The sequence below is a fragment of the Klebsiella sp. MS 92-3 genome (genome assembly GCF_000195655.1).
Taxonomy (GTDB): domain Bacteria; phylum Pseudomonadota; class Gammaproteobacteria; order Enterobacterales; family Enterobacteriaceae; genus Klebsiella; species Klebsiella pneumoniae.
The window spans coordinates 20,407-35,887 of sequence record NZ_GL882864.1 but is presented as its reverse complement, the minus strand read 5'-3'; the positions used below and the strand labels follow the sequence as shown (position 1 = coordinate 35,887).

At 55.3% G+C, this 15,481-nt stretch carries 10 protein-coding genes and 1 pseudogene; 6 read left to right on the top strand and 5 right to left on the bottom strand.

Features of this window, described 5'->3' with window-relative positions:
* Positions 1–51: 51 nt before the first annotated feature.
* Positions 52–1,563, bottom strand: a complete 1,512-nt coding sequence (locus HMPREF9538_RS02390) for an anion permease (protein WP_004148278.1) — start codon at positions 1,561–1,563, stop codon at positions 52–54.
* 642 nt (positions 1,564–2,205) lie between these two features.
* On the opposite strand from HMPREF9538_RS02390, the gene HMPREF9538_RS02400 reads away from it, so the two are divergent.
* Complete coding sequence (locus tag HMPREF9538_RS02400; protein ID WP_009486299.1) at positions 2,206–4,983, top strand: flavocytochrome c; 2,778 nt, start codon at positions 2,206–2,208, stop codon at positions 4,981–4,983.
* A 67-nt stretch (positions 4,984–5,050) separates the two neighbouring features.
* Positions 5,051–6,001, top strand: a complete 951-nt coding sequence (locus tag HMPREF9538_RS02405) for an FAD:protein FMN transferase (RefSeq protein ID WP_004179712.1) — start codon at positions 5,051–5,053, stop codon at positions 5,999–6,001.
* Here the strand turns inward: HMPREF9538_RS02405 and dcuR are convergent.
* Together dcuR and HMPREF9538_RS02415 are read right to left on the bottom strand one after the other, a co-directional pair.
* Positions 5,982–6,701: a two-component system response regulator DcuR gene (gene dcuR / locus HMPREF9538_RS02410; protein ID WP_004176303.1), complete on the bottom strand. Its 720-nt coding sequence runs from the start codon at positions 6,699–6,701 to the stop codon at positions 5,982–5,984. The genes HMPREF9538_RS02405 and dcuR overlap by 20 nt on opposite strands.
* Entirely contained in the window at positions 6,698–8,314 is a 1,617-nt protein-coding gene (locus HMPREF9538_RS02415) for a sensor histidine kinase (protein WP_009486298.1), read from the bottom strand. Before HMPREF9538_RS02415 ends, dcuR begins: the two co-directional genes overlap by 4 nt.
* Before the next feature lie 155 nt (positions 8,315–8,469).
* On the opposite strand from HMPREF9538_RS02415, the gene HMPREF9538_RS02420 reads away from it, so the two are divergent.
* From HMPREF9538_RS02420 to mqo, 3 genes are all read left to right on the top strand, one after another.
* Positions 8,470–8,826 carry a hypothetical protein gene (locus HMPREF9538_RS02420; protein WP_004176301.1) on the top strand — a complete coding sequence of 119 codons (357 nt, stop codon included), beginning with the start codon at positions 8,470–8,472 and terminating at the stop codon, positions 8,824–8,826.
* A gap of 163 nt (positions 8,827–8,989) precedes the next feature.
* Positions 8,990–9,910 carry an N-acetylmuramic acid 6-phosphate etherase gene (locus HMPREF9538_RS02425; protein ID WP_020317019.1) on the top strand — a complete coding sequence of 307 codons (921 nt, stop codon included), beginning with the start codon at positions 8,990–8,992 and terminating at the stop codon, positions 9,908–9,910.
* A 310-nt stretch (positions 9,911–10,220) separates the two neighbouring features.
* On the top strand, positions 10,221–11,831 hold the full coding sequence (mqo, locus tag HMPREF9538_RS02430) for a malate dehydrogenase (quinone) (RefSeq protein WP_076750587.1): 1,611 nt from the start codon (positions 10,221–10,223) through the stop codon (positions 11,829–11,831).
* A gap of 160 nt (positions 11,832–11,991) precedes the next feature.
* On the opposite strand, the gene HMPREF9538_RS30650 is transcribed toward mqo, so the two are convergent.
* The gene (locus HMPREF9538_RS30650; RefSeq protein ID WP_009486295.1) at positions 11,992–13,620 is read right to left on the bottom strand and encodes a hypothetical protein; all 1,629 of its coding nucleotides are present in this window, start codon (positions 13,618–13,620) and stop codon (positions 11,992–11,994) included.
* 602 nt (positions 13,621–14,222) lie between these two features.
* Between HMPREF9538_RS30650 and HMPREF9538_RS02440 the strand changes: the two genes are divergently transcribed.
* On the top strand, positions 14,223–15,149 hold the full coding sequence (locus HMPREF9538_RS02440) for a LysR substrate-binding domain-containing protein (protein WP_009486294.1): 927 nt from the start codon (positions 14,223–14,225) through the stop codon (positions 15,147–15,149).
* On the opposite strand, the pseudogene HMPREF9538_RS33085 reads toward HMPREF9538_RS02440, so the two are convergent.
* Positions 15,139–15,481 (bottom strand): annotated as a pseudogene (locus HMPREF9538_RS33085) (malonate decarboxylase subunit epsilon); the annotation flags it as partial. The gene HMPREF9538_RS02440 and the pseudogene HMPREF9538_RS33085 sit on opposite strands and share 11 nt — an antisense overlap.

Below are 15,481 nucleotides of genomic sequence, written 5' to 3'. Positions count from 1 at the left end.
AAAAAAAAAAAAAAAAAAAACCCCCGCCGGGGTAGTCCCGGCGGTTATGAATCAGAACATCATGGACATCCACGGATAGCCAATCAGCAGCAGGGCGGCCAGGAAGATGGCGCCAAAGATGGTGCCGAGGCGCCAGTAATCTTTGGTCGGCAGGTAGCCGCTGCCGTAGTAGATTGGGCTTGGGCCAGTACCGTACGGGGTGATGATCCCCATCACGCCCAGCGAGGTGACCATCAGCAGGACAAACACTTCCATATTCATTCCCGGGATAGTCGAGGCAATGGTCAGCATGGCCGGCAGCAGCGCGGTGGTGTGCGCGGTGGTGCTGGCAAACAAATAGTGCAGCAGGTAGAACGCCAGCAGCAGGACGATGGTCGCCATCCCCGGGGAGATGCCGCTCATCAGCGCGCCGCCCTCTTTACCCAGCCAGGCGATAAAGCCGGTGGAGGAGAGGCCGTCGGCCAGTGCCACCAGGGTGGCGAACCAGACAAAGGTGTTCCATGCCGCTTTGTTGTTGGTGATATCGCTCCAGGAGAGCACGCCGGTCCACAGCATCAGCACGATAACCAGCAGGGCAGCCAGCGCCGGTTCGATCCAGTCGGCGGCGAAGATCCACATCATCAGCGCGAAGCAGACGAATACCAGCAGCAGAATTTCATTGCGCGACAGTTTGCCCAGTTTTTCCAGTTCACGCGCGGCCCACAGTGGCACTTCGTTATTGACTTTCACTTCCGGCGGGTAGAACCAGTAGGCCAGCAGCGGCATAGCCAGAATCAGCAGGATACCCAGCGGCAGGAAGGCGATGAACCAGGTGCCCCAGGAGATATTGATGCCAACAATGCTTTTGACCAGCGCCAGGGCCAGCAGGTTCGGGGCCAGAGCCGACAGGAACATCGAGCTGGTAATACAGGCGGCGGTGATCGCTACCCACATCAGATAGGAACCGATTTTACGTGCGCTCGGATCGTTTGGCTTTGAACCGTACAGCGGCGGCAGGTTAGCGATAATCGGGTAGATAGTCCCCCCGCTGCGTGCGGTGTTAGATGGCGTAAACGGCGCCAGCAGCAGATCCGCGAAGGTGATGGCGTAGCCGAGCGTCAGGCTGCGACGGCCAAGATATTTCACCAGAATCAGCGCCAGGCGGCGGCCGAACTGCGTTTTATCGTAGCCGGCGGCGAACATGAACGCGCCGAAGATAAGCCACACGGTGGAGTTGCCGAAGCCGCTCACCGCCCACTTAAAGGAGGCGCCAGCCATTTTGAAGCCTGGCGCGGCCATCTGATCCGGGCTGAACAGCAGCCACTGGCTGCACAGGGCAATAACTACCACGCCGGTGATACCGATAACGGCGCCGGGCAGCGGTTCAAAAATCAACCCGACGATCACCCCGACAAAGATAGCGAAGTAGTGCCAGGCGTACGGCGGCAGGCCTTCGGGGACCGGGACGAACAATAACAGCACGGCAACGATAATCGGCAGCGCCATCATCAGGAGAGGTTTTTTATTCGCAGTCGTTGGCTTGACTGCACCGGCAGGCGGTATGGTTGTCTTTTTCTCTTTCATAATGAGTATCTGCAAGTTGTTGAAAATAACGTTTACGCCAGCGTCTTGCTCAGTGGTTTCTTTAATTACAAAAGTTACTTTAGTTTTTATTTTGCGTTTTTGAGTATCGACAGGGCGCTTATTTAACGCGTTTTATGAGGCGTTAAATTAAATTTGTTGGTTATTTATATATTGCGCTTTCAATGGCCGTTGCAATTGATCAAGATCAATAAAAGCCGGTGATTTCACTATTTTTTTTATTATCAGTATAACCCTATATGATGAGGTGTTATTTTGGCGAAAATATCGATAGATGTTAAAAGAAAAATGAACAATAAATGCTGAAATTATTTTATGTTTTATTATCTTTATGATTTTATTGTATTTTTGCGGTTTTTCTTGTCATTGTTTATGTTAACAAAAGTATCCTAATTGTTATCATGCATTTGTATTATGTAAATGCTATTTATTATTTTAATAATACAATAGAGGTAGCGATGTTATTGCTGGGGTTAAATAGTTTTATAACTAACGTAATTGGTTTAGTAATTAAAAAACGCGCTATATTATTGGCATGACAACAGGAATTAAAAAACCAAAACCATTAATGATTCCGTCACCTCATTCTGAGCTTTTAATATTTTAAAATCTGGAGCGTAACTTATGACCAGTAACGAACGTATTTTGCAGCCATTTACTTTACCAAATGGTACCGAGCTGAAAAACCGTTTGCTCATGGCGCCAATGACCACCTGCACCGGTTATTTCGATGGTACTGTCACCAGCGAGCTGGTGGAGTACTACCGCGCGCGCGCCGGAAGCATCGGTACCATTATTGTCGAGTGCTGCTTTATTGATGACTACGGTCTGGCCTTCCCGGGCGCGATCGGCATTGATAATGATGAAAAAATTGCCGGCCTGGCGAAAATCGCTGAGGCGATCAAAGCCGAGGGTTCAAAAGCGATTCTGCAGATTTACCACGGCGGCCGTATGGTCGACCCGCAGCTGATCGGGGGGCGCCAGCCGGTGGCGCCGAGCGCTATTGCCGCGCCGCGTGAGGGCGCCGCCATGCCGCGGGCGCTGAGCGGAGAAGAAGTGGAAGGGATGATCGCCAAGTTTGGCGACGGCGTTCGTCGCGCCATTCTCGCCGGTTTCGACGGGGTCGAAATTCACGGCGCCAACACCTATCTCATTCAGCAGTTCTATTCGCCGAACTCCAACCAGCGCGATGACGAGTGGGGCGGTAGCCGCGACAACCGCGCCCGTTTCCCACTGGCGGTGCTGGATATTACCCACAAAATGGCCCGCCAGTACGTCGACGATGCCTTTATCATCGGCTATCGCTTCTCGCCGGAGGAGATGGAGGTCCCGGGGATCCGCTTTGACGACACCATGTATCTGCTGGAAAAGCTGGCCGCCCGCGGTGTCGATTATCTGCACTTCTCGGTGGGCGCGACCCTGCGTCCGTCTATCGTCGATACCAGCGATCCGACGCCGCTGATCGAGAAATACTGTGCGATGCGCTCTGACACCCTCGCCCAGGTGCCGGTGATGGGCGTCGGCGGGGTGGTGAACGCCGCCGATGCCGAGCAGGGCCTCGATCACGGCTATGACCTGATTGCGGTAGGCCGCGCCTGCATCGCCTATCCGGACTGGGCGTCACGTATCGCAGCCGGCGAAGAGCTGGAGCTGTTTATCGACAGCACCCAGCGTGAAGCGCTGCACATTCCGGAACCGCTATGGCGTTTCTCGCTGGTGGAAGCGATGATCCGCGACATGAGCATGGGCGACGCCAAATTTAAACCGGGGATGTTTGTTGAGACCGTCCACGATGACGCCAATGAGCTGGTGATCAACGTCAGCCTCGAAAATGACCATATTGCCGATATCGAACTGGCGGCGAGCCCGGTCCAGACCGTGGAATTCACCACCAGCTTCGAAGAGATCCGCGAACGTATTCTCACCGCCAATACCCCGCACGTCGATGCCATTTCCGGGGCCACCAGCCAGAGCGAGGCGGTGAAAAAAGCGGTCGCCAAAGCGATGCTGAAATCGAGTAAAGCGCTGGCGGCGGAAGAGGGCGGCAATGACGTCGCGCCGAAAAGCTATGATGTGGTGGTAGTCGGCAGCGGCGGCGCCGGTCTGGCGGCAGCCATTCAGGCCCACGACGAAGGGGCCAGCGTGCTGATCGTTGAAAAAATGCCAACCATCGGCGGGAACACCATCAAGGCTTCCGCCGGGATGAACGCCGCGGAAACCCGCTTCCAGCGCGTGAAAGGTATCGAAGACAGTAAAGAGCTGTTCTATCAGGAAACCCTGAAGGGCGGCCACAACAAAAACAACCCGCAGCTGCTGCGCCGTTTCGTTGAAAACGCGCCGCAAGCCATTGAGTGGCTGGCGGACCGGGGCATTATGCTCAACGATATTACCACCACCGGTGGGATGAGCATTGACCGTACCCACCGTCCGCGCGACGGGTCAGCGGTCGGCGGCTATCTGATTAGCGGCCTGGTGCGCAACATCACCAAACGCGGTATTGACGTCCTGCTGGATACCTCGGTGGAAGAGATCCTGATGCGCGGGGATGAGGTTAGCGGTGTACGTCTGATCAACGACGAAAAAGAGGTCATTGAAGTACAGACCAAAAGCATCGTAGTGGCCACCGGCGGCTTCAGCGCTAACAGCGCGATGGTCGTGAAGTATCGTCCTGACCTTGAAGGCTTCGTCACCACTAACCACAAAGGGGCTACCGGGAGCGGTATCGCGTTGCTGGAACGCATCGGCGCCGGCACCGTGGACATGGGCGAAATTCAGATTCACCCGACCGTCGAGCAGCAGACCTCGTATCTGATTTCCGAATCGATTCGCGGCGGCGGCGCTATTCTCGTTAACCAGCAGGGGAACCGCTTCTTCAACGAGATGGAGACCCGCGATAAAGTCTCGGCGGCGATTATCGCTCTGCCGGAACACTATGCTTACATCGTCTTCGACGAGCATGTGCGGGCGAAAAACAAAGCTGCCGACGAGTACATCGCCAAAGGCTTCGTCACCAGCGCCAGCTCACCGCGGGAACTGGCGGAGAAACTGGGGATGGATTACCATGCCTTCCTCGCCACCCTCGAGTGCTATAACGGGGCGGTGGAAAAACAGCATGATGAACAGTTTGGCCGGACCACCGCGCTACGCGCGCCGATTAACGAAGGCCCGTTCCACGCCATTCGCATCGCCCCCGGCGTGCACCACACCATGGGCGGCGTGACCATTAATACCGATGGCGAAGTGCTGAATGTGGCGCAGCAGCCGATTCGCGGCGCCTACGCCGCCGGTGAAGTGGTGGGCGGGATCCACGGCGGCAACCGTATCGGCGGTAATGCGGTGGCGGATATCATTATCTTCGGTACCCTCGCGGGCCATCAGGCGGCGAAACGTGCCAGAGGATAACCTGTAACCTTGCTCCTGCCGGGTTGGCGCTTTCACCGCCCGGCTTGCCCCTTCTAAGGAGAGCCCGATGTCCGATAACCGCGTCTATAGCTACTCCGCCGTGTTGATGGGCTCGCCCATCCTGCTCAAACTCTGTTCCCACGATGAGGCGATGGCCTCCCGCGTTTTCCAGCTTATCAAGCGCTACGAAGACCTGCTTACCGTTAACCGCGCCGAGTCGCAGGTGATGGATATCAACCATGCCGCCGGGCGTCATCCGGTCACCGTCAGCCGACCGGTCTTTCAGCTGATCCAGTGCGCCAAAGCCGCCAGCATGGTGCGCGACAGCGCCTTTAACCTCGCCATCGGCCCGCTGGTGAAGCTGTGGCGAATTGGTTTTCACGGGCACAGCGTGCCTGACGCGGCTGATATCAGAGCCCGACTGGCGCTGACCCGCCCACAGGAGGTGATCCTCGATGAGGCAACCTGCAGCGTGTTTCTCCAACAGCCGGGGATGGAGCTGGATCTCGGGGCGATCGCCAAAGGTTATATCGCTGACCGCGTGCGCGATTATCTCCGTCAGCAGCAGGTGGAGAAGGCGCTGATCAACCTCGGCGGCAATGTGCATACCCTCGGCGAATGGGCCATTGGCCTGAAAAAACCATTTGCCGACGCGCAGGCGCTGATCGGTTCCCTGACGGTCAACGGGCAATCGGTAGTCACCTCCGGGACCTACGAGCGCTATTTCGAACAGGATGGCAAACGCTGGCACCATATTCTCGACCCGCGCAGCGGTTATCCGCTGGACAACGAACTCGACAGCGTGACGGTCATTTCCGCGGATTCTTTAGACGGCGACATCTGGACCACGCTGCTGTTCGGCCTCGGCGTGGAGAAGGGCTGCGCAGCGCTGCGTCAGCGGCAGGATATCGACGCGATTTTCGTTACCAAAAATCGCGACATTATTCTCTCATCGCCGCAGCGGCTGCGTTTTGCGCCGCTGGACAGCGGCTATCGGGTTATTGACTGTACTGCTTAAGCAAACTGTACTGTTCGGCGACCAGGCGGTAGCGATAGACCGGCCGCCCGGTAGCGCCGTAGTGGATAGTGGTATAGAGAATATTGATCTGCGCCAGCCAAATCAGATATTTGCGGCAGGAAACGCGGGAGATATTCACCGCCGCCGCCAGCTCATCGGTAGAGAATTCGACATCCGGATGGGCGTCAATCCACTGGCAGAGTGTGCGCAGCGTTTGCGCGGTTAACCCTTTAGGCAGCTTGCGCGCGTCGCTGGCCTCCGGCGCGCCGCCGTGCAGCAGGCGGTCGACATCGGCCTGTTCGTAATAGGGCTGGCCGGTTATTAGCTTGCGCTTCTCCCGCCAGGTGGTGAGCGCCTCTTCAAAGCGCGGAAACTGGAAGGGTTTGATCAGGTAATCGACCACCCCGTAATGCATCGCGGTCTGTACCGTGGCGGCATCCGCCGCCGAGGTAATCATGATAACGTCGATGGCGCGCCCCGACTCGCGGATGGTCGGCAGGAGATCGAGCCCGCTGTCCTGCTGCATGTAGACATCCAGCAGCACCAGATCGATCTCCTGCTGCGGATCGTTAATCATCTCCTGGGCCTGACTGAGCGTCGAAGCGCTCCCGCTGCAACGAAAGCCGGGAACCCTTGCCACGTACAGGCGATTCAGTTCGGCCACCATGGCATCATCGTCAACAATTAAAACATTTATCACGCAGGTTTCCTTTTACTATCCCAGGGGAGATGAACAAAAAATTGGGTAAATACGCCGGGTTCCGATTCGACGGCGAGGGTGCCGCCGAGCTCGCGCAACTGCTGGTTGGCAAGAAACAGCCCGACGCCGCGATTCTCGCCTTTGGTGGAGAAGCCTTTGTTAAAGATAGCGTCGATGTTGTTCTCCGGGATCCCCGGCCCATCGTCGCTCACTTCACCGCTTAGCCAGCCGTCCTGGTAGTGCAGCAGCAGGCCGATCTCACCCTCCGCCTGGCCGCACATGGCGTCCAGCGCGTTCTCAATAAGATTGCCCAGCACCGTCACCAGCACCGTGACCTGTTTCTCGTTTGGACAATCCGGCACCAGGCTCTCCTCCGCCAGCGTCAGGGTAAAGCCGCACTCTGTGGCGCGCTGAATTTTACTTATCAGGAAGCCGGCCACCACCGGGGATTTAATGCGGTGCTGAATGTCGCCGATGTCCGCCTGGTAGCGGTGGGCGGTCTGCAGCACGTATTCCTCGAGTTTGCCGTAGCTTTTCATATTCAGCAGACCGAGGATCACGTGCAATTTATTCATAAACTCATGGGAGGTGGTGCGCAGGGCATCCACATAGCTCATCATGCCGTCCAGTCGCTGCAGCAATTGGCTGACCTCAGTTTTATCACGGAAGGTACAGATGGCGCCGACCACCGCACCCTGGCTGCGAATGGGCACTGTATTGCCGATCAGCAGCAGACCATTGCACCCCAGTTCGCGGTCGAACATTGGCTCGCCGCTCTGCAGTACGGTCTGCAGATCGTCGAGCAGGGGGCTGTGAACGAGAGTCTTATCCGGGCCGGAAAAGAGGATCTCTTCCGCCGCGGGGTTGATGAGATTTACCTCGCCATGGGCATCGACCGCCACCACCCCCTCCTTGAGGGCGTGAAGCATGGCCTGACGCTGCTGAAACTGGGTGGATATTTCGTGCGGCTCCAGCCCCAGCAGCACGCGCTTCAGGCCGCGAACCAGGCTCCAGGTGCCCAGCGCGCAGACCAGCGCGCTGAACAGGATGGTCAGCAGCACGTCCCAACGGCTGTTGGCGATCTGTTCGTCCACTTTACTCAGTGAAATGCCGACCACCACCACGCCGATTTGCTGATGCCGTTCGTTGAACACCGGCGTAAACACCCGTAGCGCCGGGGCCAGCACCCCGTGGTTGATGGCGACATTCTCTTTTCCCTGCAGCGTCGGCTGAATATCGTGGCCGATGAACGGTTTGCCGATGATTGAGCTGTCCGGATGCGAATAGCGAATACCCTGCATATCGGTAACGATAGCGTACAACAGGTCGTTGCGGCGGGTAATGGCCTGCGCCAGCGGCTGAATGATCTGCTGCTGCGGGGGCGCCTCCAGTCCGCGCTTCACCTGCGGCATATCGGCCATGGTGCGCGCCACCGCCAGCGCGGTCTCTTTCAGACCGTCGCGGGTGGCGTTGCTGATCTGCATATACCACAAGGCATACACCAGCAGCAGCACGGCGCCGATGACGCTGCCGATCATCAAGGACACGGCGGTGCTCAGCTTTAACGGTAAGGCGCGTTGGCAAACGCGAGGCGGGTGCTCTGAAGCCTTCATGACGACCCCGGGTAGATTCAGTGAAAGATTATTATCGCCGATAGCGCGGCATACATAAAGCCGTGTAATCAAAGCAAAAGGCCGCTTTTGCTACGGCAGACTCCTCCAGCGCGCGGTACACTGCGGCTTTTCGCCACAGGCTTAAGGGAGACACTATGGAACTGGCTTCTCTGGTCCGGGATATCCTCCGGCAGCGGCACGTTGAACGACTGGCGCAGCATCGTGAACAGGATAATGAAGCGGAAGCAGAGTGGGAGATCGCCCGCTGGCGGCATCGCAGCGGGGTGGTGATCCAGCGCCGCTATGAGCTCGAGATCGCGCAGCAGGATAGCGCATCCTGCCCGGAGTGCTGGATTGACTGGCAGGTTATCGACGCCGCCGGCCAGGAGATCAACCCGATGCGCAAACAGTTTTATAACCTTTGCCAGCAATCCTTCTGGCTGGCTATGCAGGCGGGTGGTGAAGATGAGACCTCAGACAGAATTGCTCAGATAACCGACAATCACCCGTAAACGCGCGTTGGGGACGGTAAACTGTGACCCCGACGGCGGTAAAGCGCAGAACATTCCACTTATAGTGGCGGCAGAGGTTAAATAGTCCTGATGAATATAAGGATATGCATCAGGCCGCTGATTTTGCCGAGATGCGCTTTTTCTGTCGTAAATGGAGGTTGTTATGAGCAGTTCGCTAACCGCGTCAATGCAGGCTCGTCGTCACCCGGAGACCACCCACATCGATCGCCTCGCCACCGCCGATATGCTGGCGATGCTGCATCAGGATGATAAGCAGATATCGGAGGCGGTCGGCGCCTGTCTGCCGGATATCGCCCGGCTGATTGATATCGCCACCGCGACGATAAGCCGGGGAGGGCGCCTGGTCATTATTGGCGCCGGCGCTTCGGGCCGGACGGCCATTGAGGCGGTCAGCGACTATTCGCCGGAAGGTAAACACGCGCTGATGGGGCTGATTGCCGGTGGGCAGACGGCGGCGATGGCCGAGCGGGAGACTGCGGCGAATAATTATGACCTGGGCGCCTTTGAGCTGCAGTCGCTGGACTTCAGCAACCGCGATATGCTGCTGGCGCTGACCGTCAGCGGCAAGACGCCATGGGTGTGGGGGGCAATGCGCCACGCCTGGTCGCTGGGCGCCCCGATAGCGGTCATCACCCAGCAGCCGACCAGCGAGGCGGCGCAGCTGGCGGATATCATTATTGCTCCGCAGACCGGGCCGGAGGCGGTGGCGGGGTTAGCCAATCCGAAGGCTCAGTTGGCCCAGAGGCAGATCGTCAATATGCTGACAACCGGACTCGCCATCCGTGACGGTCGGGTGTACAGCAATTTGCGGGTGGACGTGCAGGCTGACAATTCGCACTGGGCGGAGCGGCAGATAGCGATTGTGATGGCGGCCACCGATTGCACGCGCAGTGAAGCAAAGGCCGCCCTGGCCAGCTGTCATCAGCACTGCCGCACCGCGATCCTGATGCTGCTCAGCGGGCTTGACGCCTGGCACGCGCGGGAGCTGCTAACCAAACATCACGATCATCTGCGTCTCGCCCTGCGTGAAGCCCAGCGTAGCGCTGTCACTCCCGCCCAGTAATCCCTTCTCTGCCAGGCGCGCGATGAGCATGCGCGCCTGGACTTTTGTAATTAAAGAAATTCTTATCTTTTATTTTACCCGGCAATAGATATTGAATTTTCGACCTTATTTTTTTTATCCGTCTTCGCTCTGTTTTTAAAATTGATTTTTTAAGTTAAATAACTGTTTGGTTTAAAATGCGAGAGTGTAAATGATATTTTAAAATAAAGTAAAAGTGCGTTAATATGCTGCCTCTTATGACCGTGTGCTACGTGATAATTCTATTATGCCTGCAATGAAAAAAACGATTATTTCCTTAACCGCATTAGCGATGTTCGTCAGCGCGGCGACGCATGCTGAAGCGGATACCTCGAAAAAAACCGACTTCCTGCTGATTGGCGGCGGGATCATGAGCGCCTCGCTCGGCACCTGGCTTCAGGCGCTGCAGCCGGACTGGGATCTGACCATGGTGGAGAAACTGGACGGCGTGGCGCTGGAGTCTTCCAACGGCTGGAATAATGCCGGTACTGGCCACTCGGCGAATATGGAGCTGAACTATACGCCGGAGCGGGCGGACGGGTCGATTGACGTCAGCAAAGCGCTCGATATTAACGAGCAGTTTATGATTTCCCGTCAGTTCTGGTCGGCACAGGTGAAACGCGGTATTTTGCACGATCCGCACTCGTTTATTAATTCCACGCCGCATATGAGCTTCGTCTGGGGTGATAATGTGGATTATCTGCAGAAGCGTTATAACGCGCTGCAGCAGACCACCTTATTCCAGGGGATGAAATTCTCCACCGATCACGCGCAAATTAAACAGTGGGCGCCGCTGGTGATGGAAGGCCGCGATCCGCAGCAGAAAGTGGCAGCCACCTGGACGCCGGTGGGTACCGATGTCAACTACGGCGAAATCACTCGCCAGCTGATCGGCAGCCTGAAGAAAAATAACCACTTCACCCTGCAGACCTCCTCTGAGGTAACGGATTTCAAACGTAATGCCGACAACTCCTGGCACGTAACGATTAAGAATGTGCAGAGCGGGGAAGCGCAGACTATTGACGCCAAATACGTCTTTATCGGTGCCGGCGGCGGCGCGTTGAAGCTGCTGCAGAAAACCGGTATTCCGGAAGCGGATAACTATGCCGGCTTCCCGGTGGGGGGCTCGTTCCTGATGACCGAGAACCCGGCGGTCACCGCGCAGCATCTGGAGAAAGTGTATGGCCAGGCTTCAGTCGGCGCGCCGCCGATGTCGGTGCCGCACCTTGATGCACGTTACCTCGACGGTAAGCGCGTGGTGCTGTTTGGGCCATTCGCCACCTTCTCGACCAAGTTCCTGAAAAATGGTTCGTTCTTCGATCTGCTCAGCACTACCACCACCAATAACGTGCTGCCGATGACCCACGTCGGTCTCGACAACTTCGATCTGGTGAAATACCTGGTTAGCCAGGTGATGCTCAGCGATGATGACCGTTTCGCTGCGCTGAAAGAGTACTACCCGGACGCGCGTAAAGAAGACTGGAAACTGATCCAGGCCGGCCAGCGCGTACAGATCATCAAGAAAGACGCAGAGAAGGGCGGCGTGCTGAAGCTCGGTACCGAAGTGGTGGTCGATCAGCAGAAAACCATTTCCGCGCTGCTCGGCGCTTCGCCGGGGGCTTCCACCGCCGCGCCGATCACCCTGAACGTGCTCAAGCAGATGTTCCCGCAGCAGTTTAACTCGCCGGAGTGGCAGAGCCGCATTCACGCTATTGTGCCGAGCTACGGCCAGAAGCTGAACGGTAACGTGGCGCTGACCCAGCAGGTTTGGGATGACACCGCTGCGACCCTGCAGCTGACGAAACCGCCGGTGATCCAGATGCCAGCGGCTGCGCCTACCGCGACCGCCAAGCCGGCAGAGACGCCGCGCGAGGCCTCGCCGCAGCACGATATGGCGCTGTAAAAGCAAACTCGACAGTGAACAAAAGGGAAGACCATGGTCTTCCCTTTGCGACTGGCATCAGTTTGGATTTCGATAATTATTGAACTTCCTGGTTATTTTGTTAATTACCTGGGGGCAAGGTATTTTGATGCATGATGGCAACAGCACCTCATAAAATATCTTAAGAAGAATCTTCTGAATTCTTAATCCTAATCGTATAGGTTTTATCAAATTCTCCGCCTGTCGCTACATTTGTACCAAACAGTCCGCCTGATATTCGTATGGTGACGATCCCATGTTTTACGGGTACTCCCTGCACCCTGACACAATTATGCGCAGGAGAATCATTACAATAACTCAAAGTTAATCCGGTGTCGGATGGGGTTATTTCACCTACAAATCTTTCCTTCCCGTTTTCATCTAAAGCTGATACGGCGCCTCCCTTTATTATTATTTCACTGGAATAAGCTTTCCCAACTGCTGCATCAGCAAGTGAGCTACCATATGGAGTAACGTCAGCATGTAAAACACAAGCTGACAATAAAGAGGTAATACATACAACGCTCAATTTTTTCATAATCACTTCAATGGCTTGAAAACCATTCCCCCAAAGAATCTGTTGAGAAAAAAAACGCACATCTTTTCCCTTTTTTATCCAGTAAGTTGAACGGCCCCAAGAAAATAATTTTAAATTAACATATCCATTATCGTCTTGTGTTACAGAACTATCCCATACAACCCAGTGTGTAGGTAACGTTGTGTTATTTGTACTGCCTTCGAGCAGTCCGTCATTTATTAATGTGACGACTTTAAAGCCTTGCGCTACATACCTATTTAAATCTCGGATTCCTTGGACACCAGCTTGAGTGATTCCTACATTACTAAAGACCATTTCATAACCTGCTTTTTCAAACCATTCCGCTAGTGTGGGCCACATGGTGATACCTGCCACTGGAGAATCGAGAGCATCGAAGCTCAGCGCTGCATTCTCTGAATCCCTCAGGCCAGCAAGCGTTATCCAGTCTAGTCCTAATATTCTTGGCTGCCCATCACTGGTAAAAAACATACCCGTTGGATGTCTACATCCCTCTCCTGGTGAGATTGTCAGTGCGCCTATTTTAGTTTTTCCATATCGCCACAGTTCCCTGGCGGCCTGGGCATATACATCAGGACGGTCTTGTTGCAGACAGTAAAAGAATGCAGCAGGGCCGCACACGCTCGCTCCGGACTGAGAAGGATATGAGAGATTATAGAATCTGTCCTGAATTTCTGATTCTATCTTCTTTTTTTTAAACGGATCTTGCGGTGAACCTATGGGATACTCTCGCGCAATAAATGGACGTTCAGGAATAGTAATTCTTATCTCCTTTGTTTCCCCACCCTCGCTTGCAGGCTTCATTGTGCCTTTTGTCTCAAAATAACAGAGGTTCTCTCGCTTTACCGAAGACCAGGCGTTGCCTGATGCAAAGGCTTCAAGTGTGTACATTTTAGTGAATGGAACGGGGGTCACACAGACCGTATGCAACATGGTTTTGCGGTAAAGATTCATTTCCATAATATAAATTGTCGAGAGTGACTCATCTACATTTCCTGTCATGTGAGTTTGTGTTTCATAAGTTCCAGAAAATGGCTGTTGCTTCACATCTATCAGGGAATATTTATTCCTGCGAGAGTCCATACGATAAATACACAGGTCATAAAGCAAAGAATCTGTTGGAACATTAGATCTTATTCGTGTACTAAGCTTGTAAACTGCCATCATTAATCCCTCAATGTTTAAGCGGCTATCCTTGCCGGCATCATACAACATTCATACCCAACCCACATCCCCGTTTTTGATGGTACTGTACAATGTCTGAAGCAGTCGTTTCCGGGAAAGGCTCAACCTCATTATTTTCGTTATTTACATAACCGCCTGTCCGGGACGAAAATTAAGGTCAACCTTATTAAAAGATTATCTTTAACTTGATTTTGAGCGGCCTGATAGTCTTCACCTTAGTATCTATTGATATCTCCTTGCCAGTAATGCCGATGTTGGCCACGCAATTGTCGGCGAAGCCGATCTCATTATCACCGGATTTCTGATGGTTTTGCGTACGTACAGCTGGTATGGGCCCGATAAGCGACCGGCTGTCGTGTTTTACAGGCACTGGGCACCTGCTCCGTGTTAAGGCTGGTGCGGGCGAGAGCGCGCGTTTTTTTGCCCATATCTGCGTATCGTGAAAGTGATTACGCCGATTGCGGTCCGATGATCGGCGGACAACTGATTAAATTCACAAGGTGATACGTGATTTTTTTGGTTGCTGGTGGCAGCGGTCGACAATAGTGGTCGCAATCAAAATAGTTTTCGTGGTTATTGTTATACTGGCTTGAATTTGTAAAAGAAAATTAAACCAGGAGTGTGGAAGGGCTATGAAAGACGATATTAACCAAGAGATCACCTTCCGCAAGCTGTCGGTCTTTATGATGTTTATGGCGAAAGGTAATATCGCCAGAACCGCCGAAGCGATGAAACTCAGCAGCGTCAGCGTTCACCGCGCGCTGCATACCCTGGAAGAGGGGGTGGGCTGCCCGCTGTTTGTCCACAAAGGGCGCAACCTGCTGCCGCTGCAGGCGGCGTGGACGCTGCTTGAATACTGCCAGGATGTGATAAGTCTGATGAACCGCGGGCTCGAGGCGACGCGCAAGGTTGCAGGCGTCGGTCAGGGGCGGTTGCGCATCGGTACCCTCTATTCTCTGACCCTGGAAACCGTTCCGCGCATCATTATGGGGATGAAGCTGCGTCGCCCGGAGCTGGAGCTGGACCTGACGATGGGTTCAAATCAGATGCTACTGGATATGCTGGAAGACGATGCCCTCGATGCCATCCTGATCGCCACCAACGAAGGGGAGTTCAATAATACCGCTTTCGACGTGGTGCCGCTGTTTGAGGACGATATTTTTCTCGCCGCCCCGGCGACCGAACGGCTGGATGCCTCACGGCTCGCCGATCTGCGCGATTACGCCGACCGCAAGTTTGTTTCGCTGGCGGAGGGGTTCGCCACCTATGCCGGATTCCGGGAAGCATTCCACATCGCCGGCTTCGAGCCGGAGATCGTCACCCGGGTGAATGATATTTTCTCGATGATTAGCCTGGTGCAGGCTGGCGTCGGGTTTGCGCTGCTGCCGGGGCGGATGAAGAAAGTGTATGAGAAGGATGTACAGCTGCTAAAGCTGGCGGAACCCTACCAGATGCGCCAGCTGATCTCTATCGTCTATTCGCACCACCGCGAGCGCGATGCCGACCTGCTGGCGCTGGCGGCGGAAGGGCGGATGTACGCCCGCAGTCTTAATCGCTAAGCCGCTGCGCCAGATGGCGGGCGACGTCCACGCCGCTGCGCTCCAGCGCAATGGTCTCCCCGCGCCAGCCCGCCTGGCGGGTCAGGCAGGTGAGCACCCCGCCGGGGGGCATCTCAATGGCTAAGCGCGCATCGCGCTCATCGGCGGCGACCATCGCCTCCTGCCAGTGGACCGGGCGCGCCATGTTCATCGCCAGATCGTCGGCGATCCGCTGCGGATCCCACAGCACGCGCGCCGTCGAGCCGCTTAAATAGGCGCACCGTGGGCGCCTTAAGCTGGCGCCGGCAAAAGCTTTCGCCAGCTCAGCGGCGGGTTTATCCAGCAGCGCGCAG

Excerpts from the sequence above, each read along its gene's own strand:
- HMPREF9538_RS02420 (WP_004176301.1), top strand. The coding sequence starts at position 8,470 with ATGGAACTGGCTTCTCTGGTCCGGGATATCCTCCGGCAGCGGCACGTT.
- mqo (WP_076750587.1), top strand. The coding sequence starts at position 10,221 with ATGTTCGTCAGCGCGGCGACGCATGCTGAAGCGGATACCTCGAAAAAA.
- HMPREF9538_RS02415 (WP_009486298.1), bottom strand. The coding sequence starts at position 8,314 with ATGAAGGCTTCAGAGCACCCGCCTCGCGTTTGCCAACGCGCCTTACCG.
- HMPREF9538_RS02390 (WP_004148278.1), bottom strand. The coding sequence starts at position 1,563 with ATGAAAGAGAAAAAGACAACCATACCGCCTGCCGGTGCAGTCAAGCCA.
- HMPREF9538_RS02400 (WP_009486299.1), top strand. The coding sequence starts at position 2,206 with ATGACCAGTAACGAACGTATTTTGCAGCCATTTACTTTACCAAATGGT.
- HMPREF9538_RS30650 (WP_009486295.1), bottom strand. The coding sequence starts at position 13,620 with ATGTTGTATGATGCCGGCAAGGATAGCCGCTTAAACATTGAGGGATTA.
- HMPREF9538_RS02425 (WP_020317019.1), top strand. The coding sequence starts at position 8,990 with ATGAGCAGTTCGCTAACCGCGTCAATGCAGGCTCGTCGTCACCCGGAG.
- HMPREF9538_RS02440 (WP_009486294.1), top strand. The coding sequence starts at position 14,223 with ATGAAAGACGATATTAACCAAGAGATCACCTTCCGCAAGCTGTCGGTC.
- HMPREF9538_RS02405 (WP_004179712.1), top strand. The coding sequence starts at position 5,051 with ATGTCCGATAACCGCGTCTATAGCTACTCCGCCGTGTTGATGGGCTCG.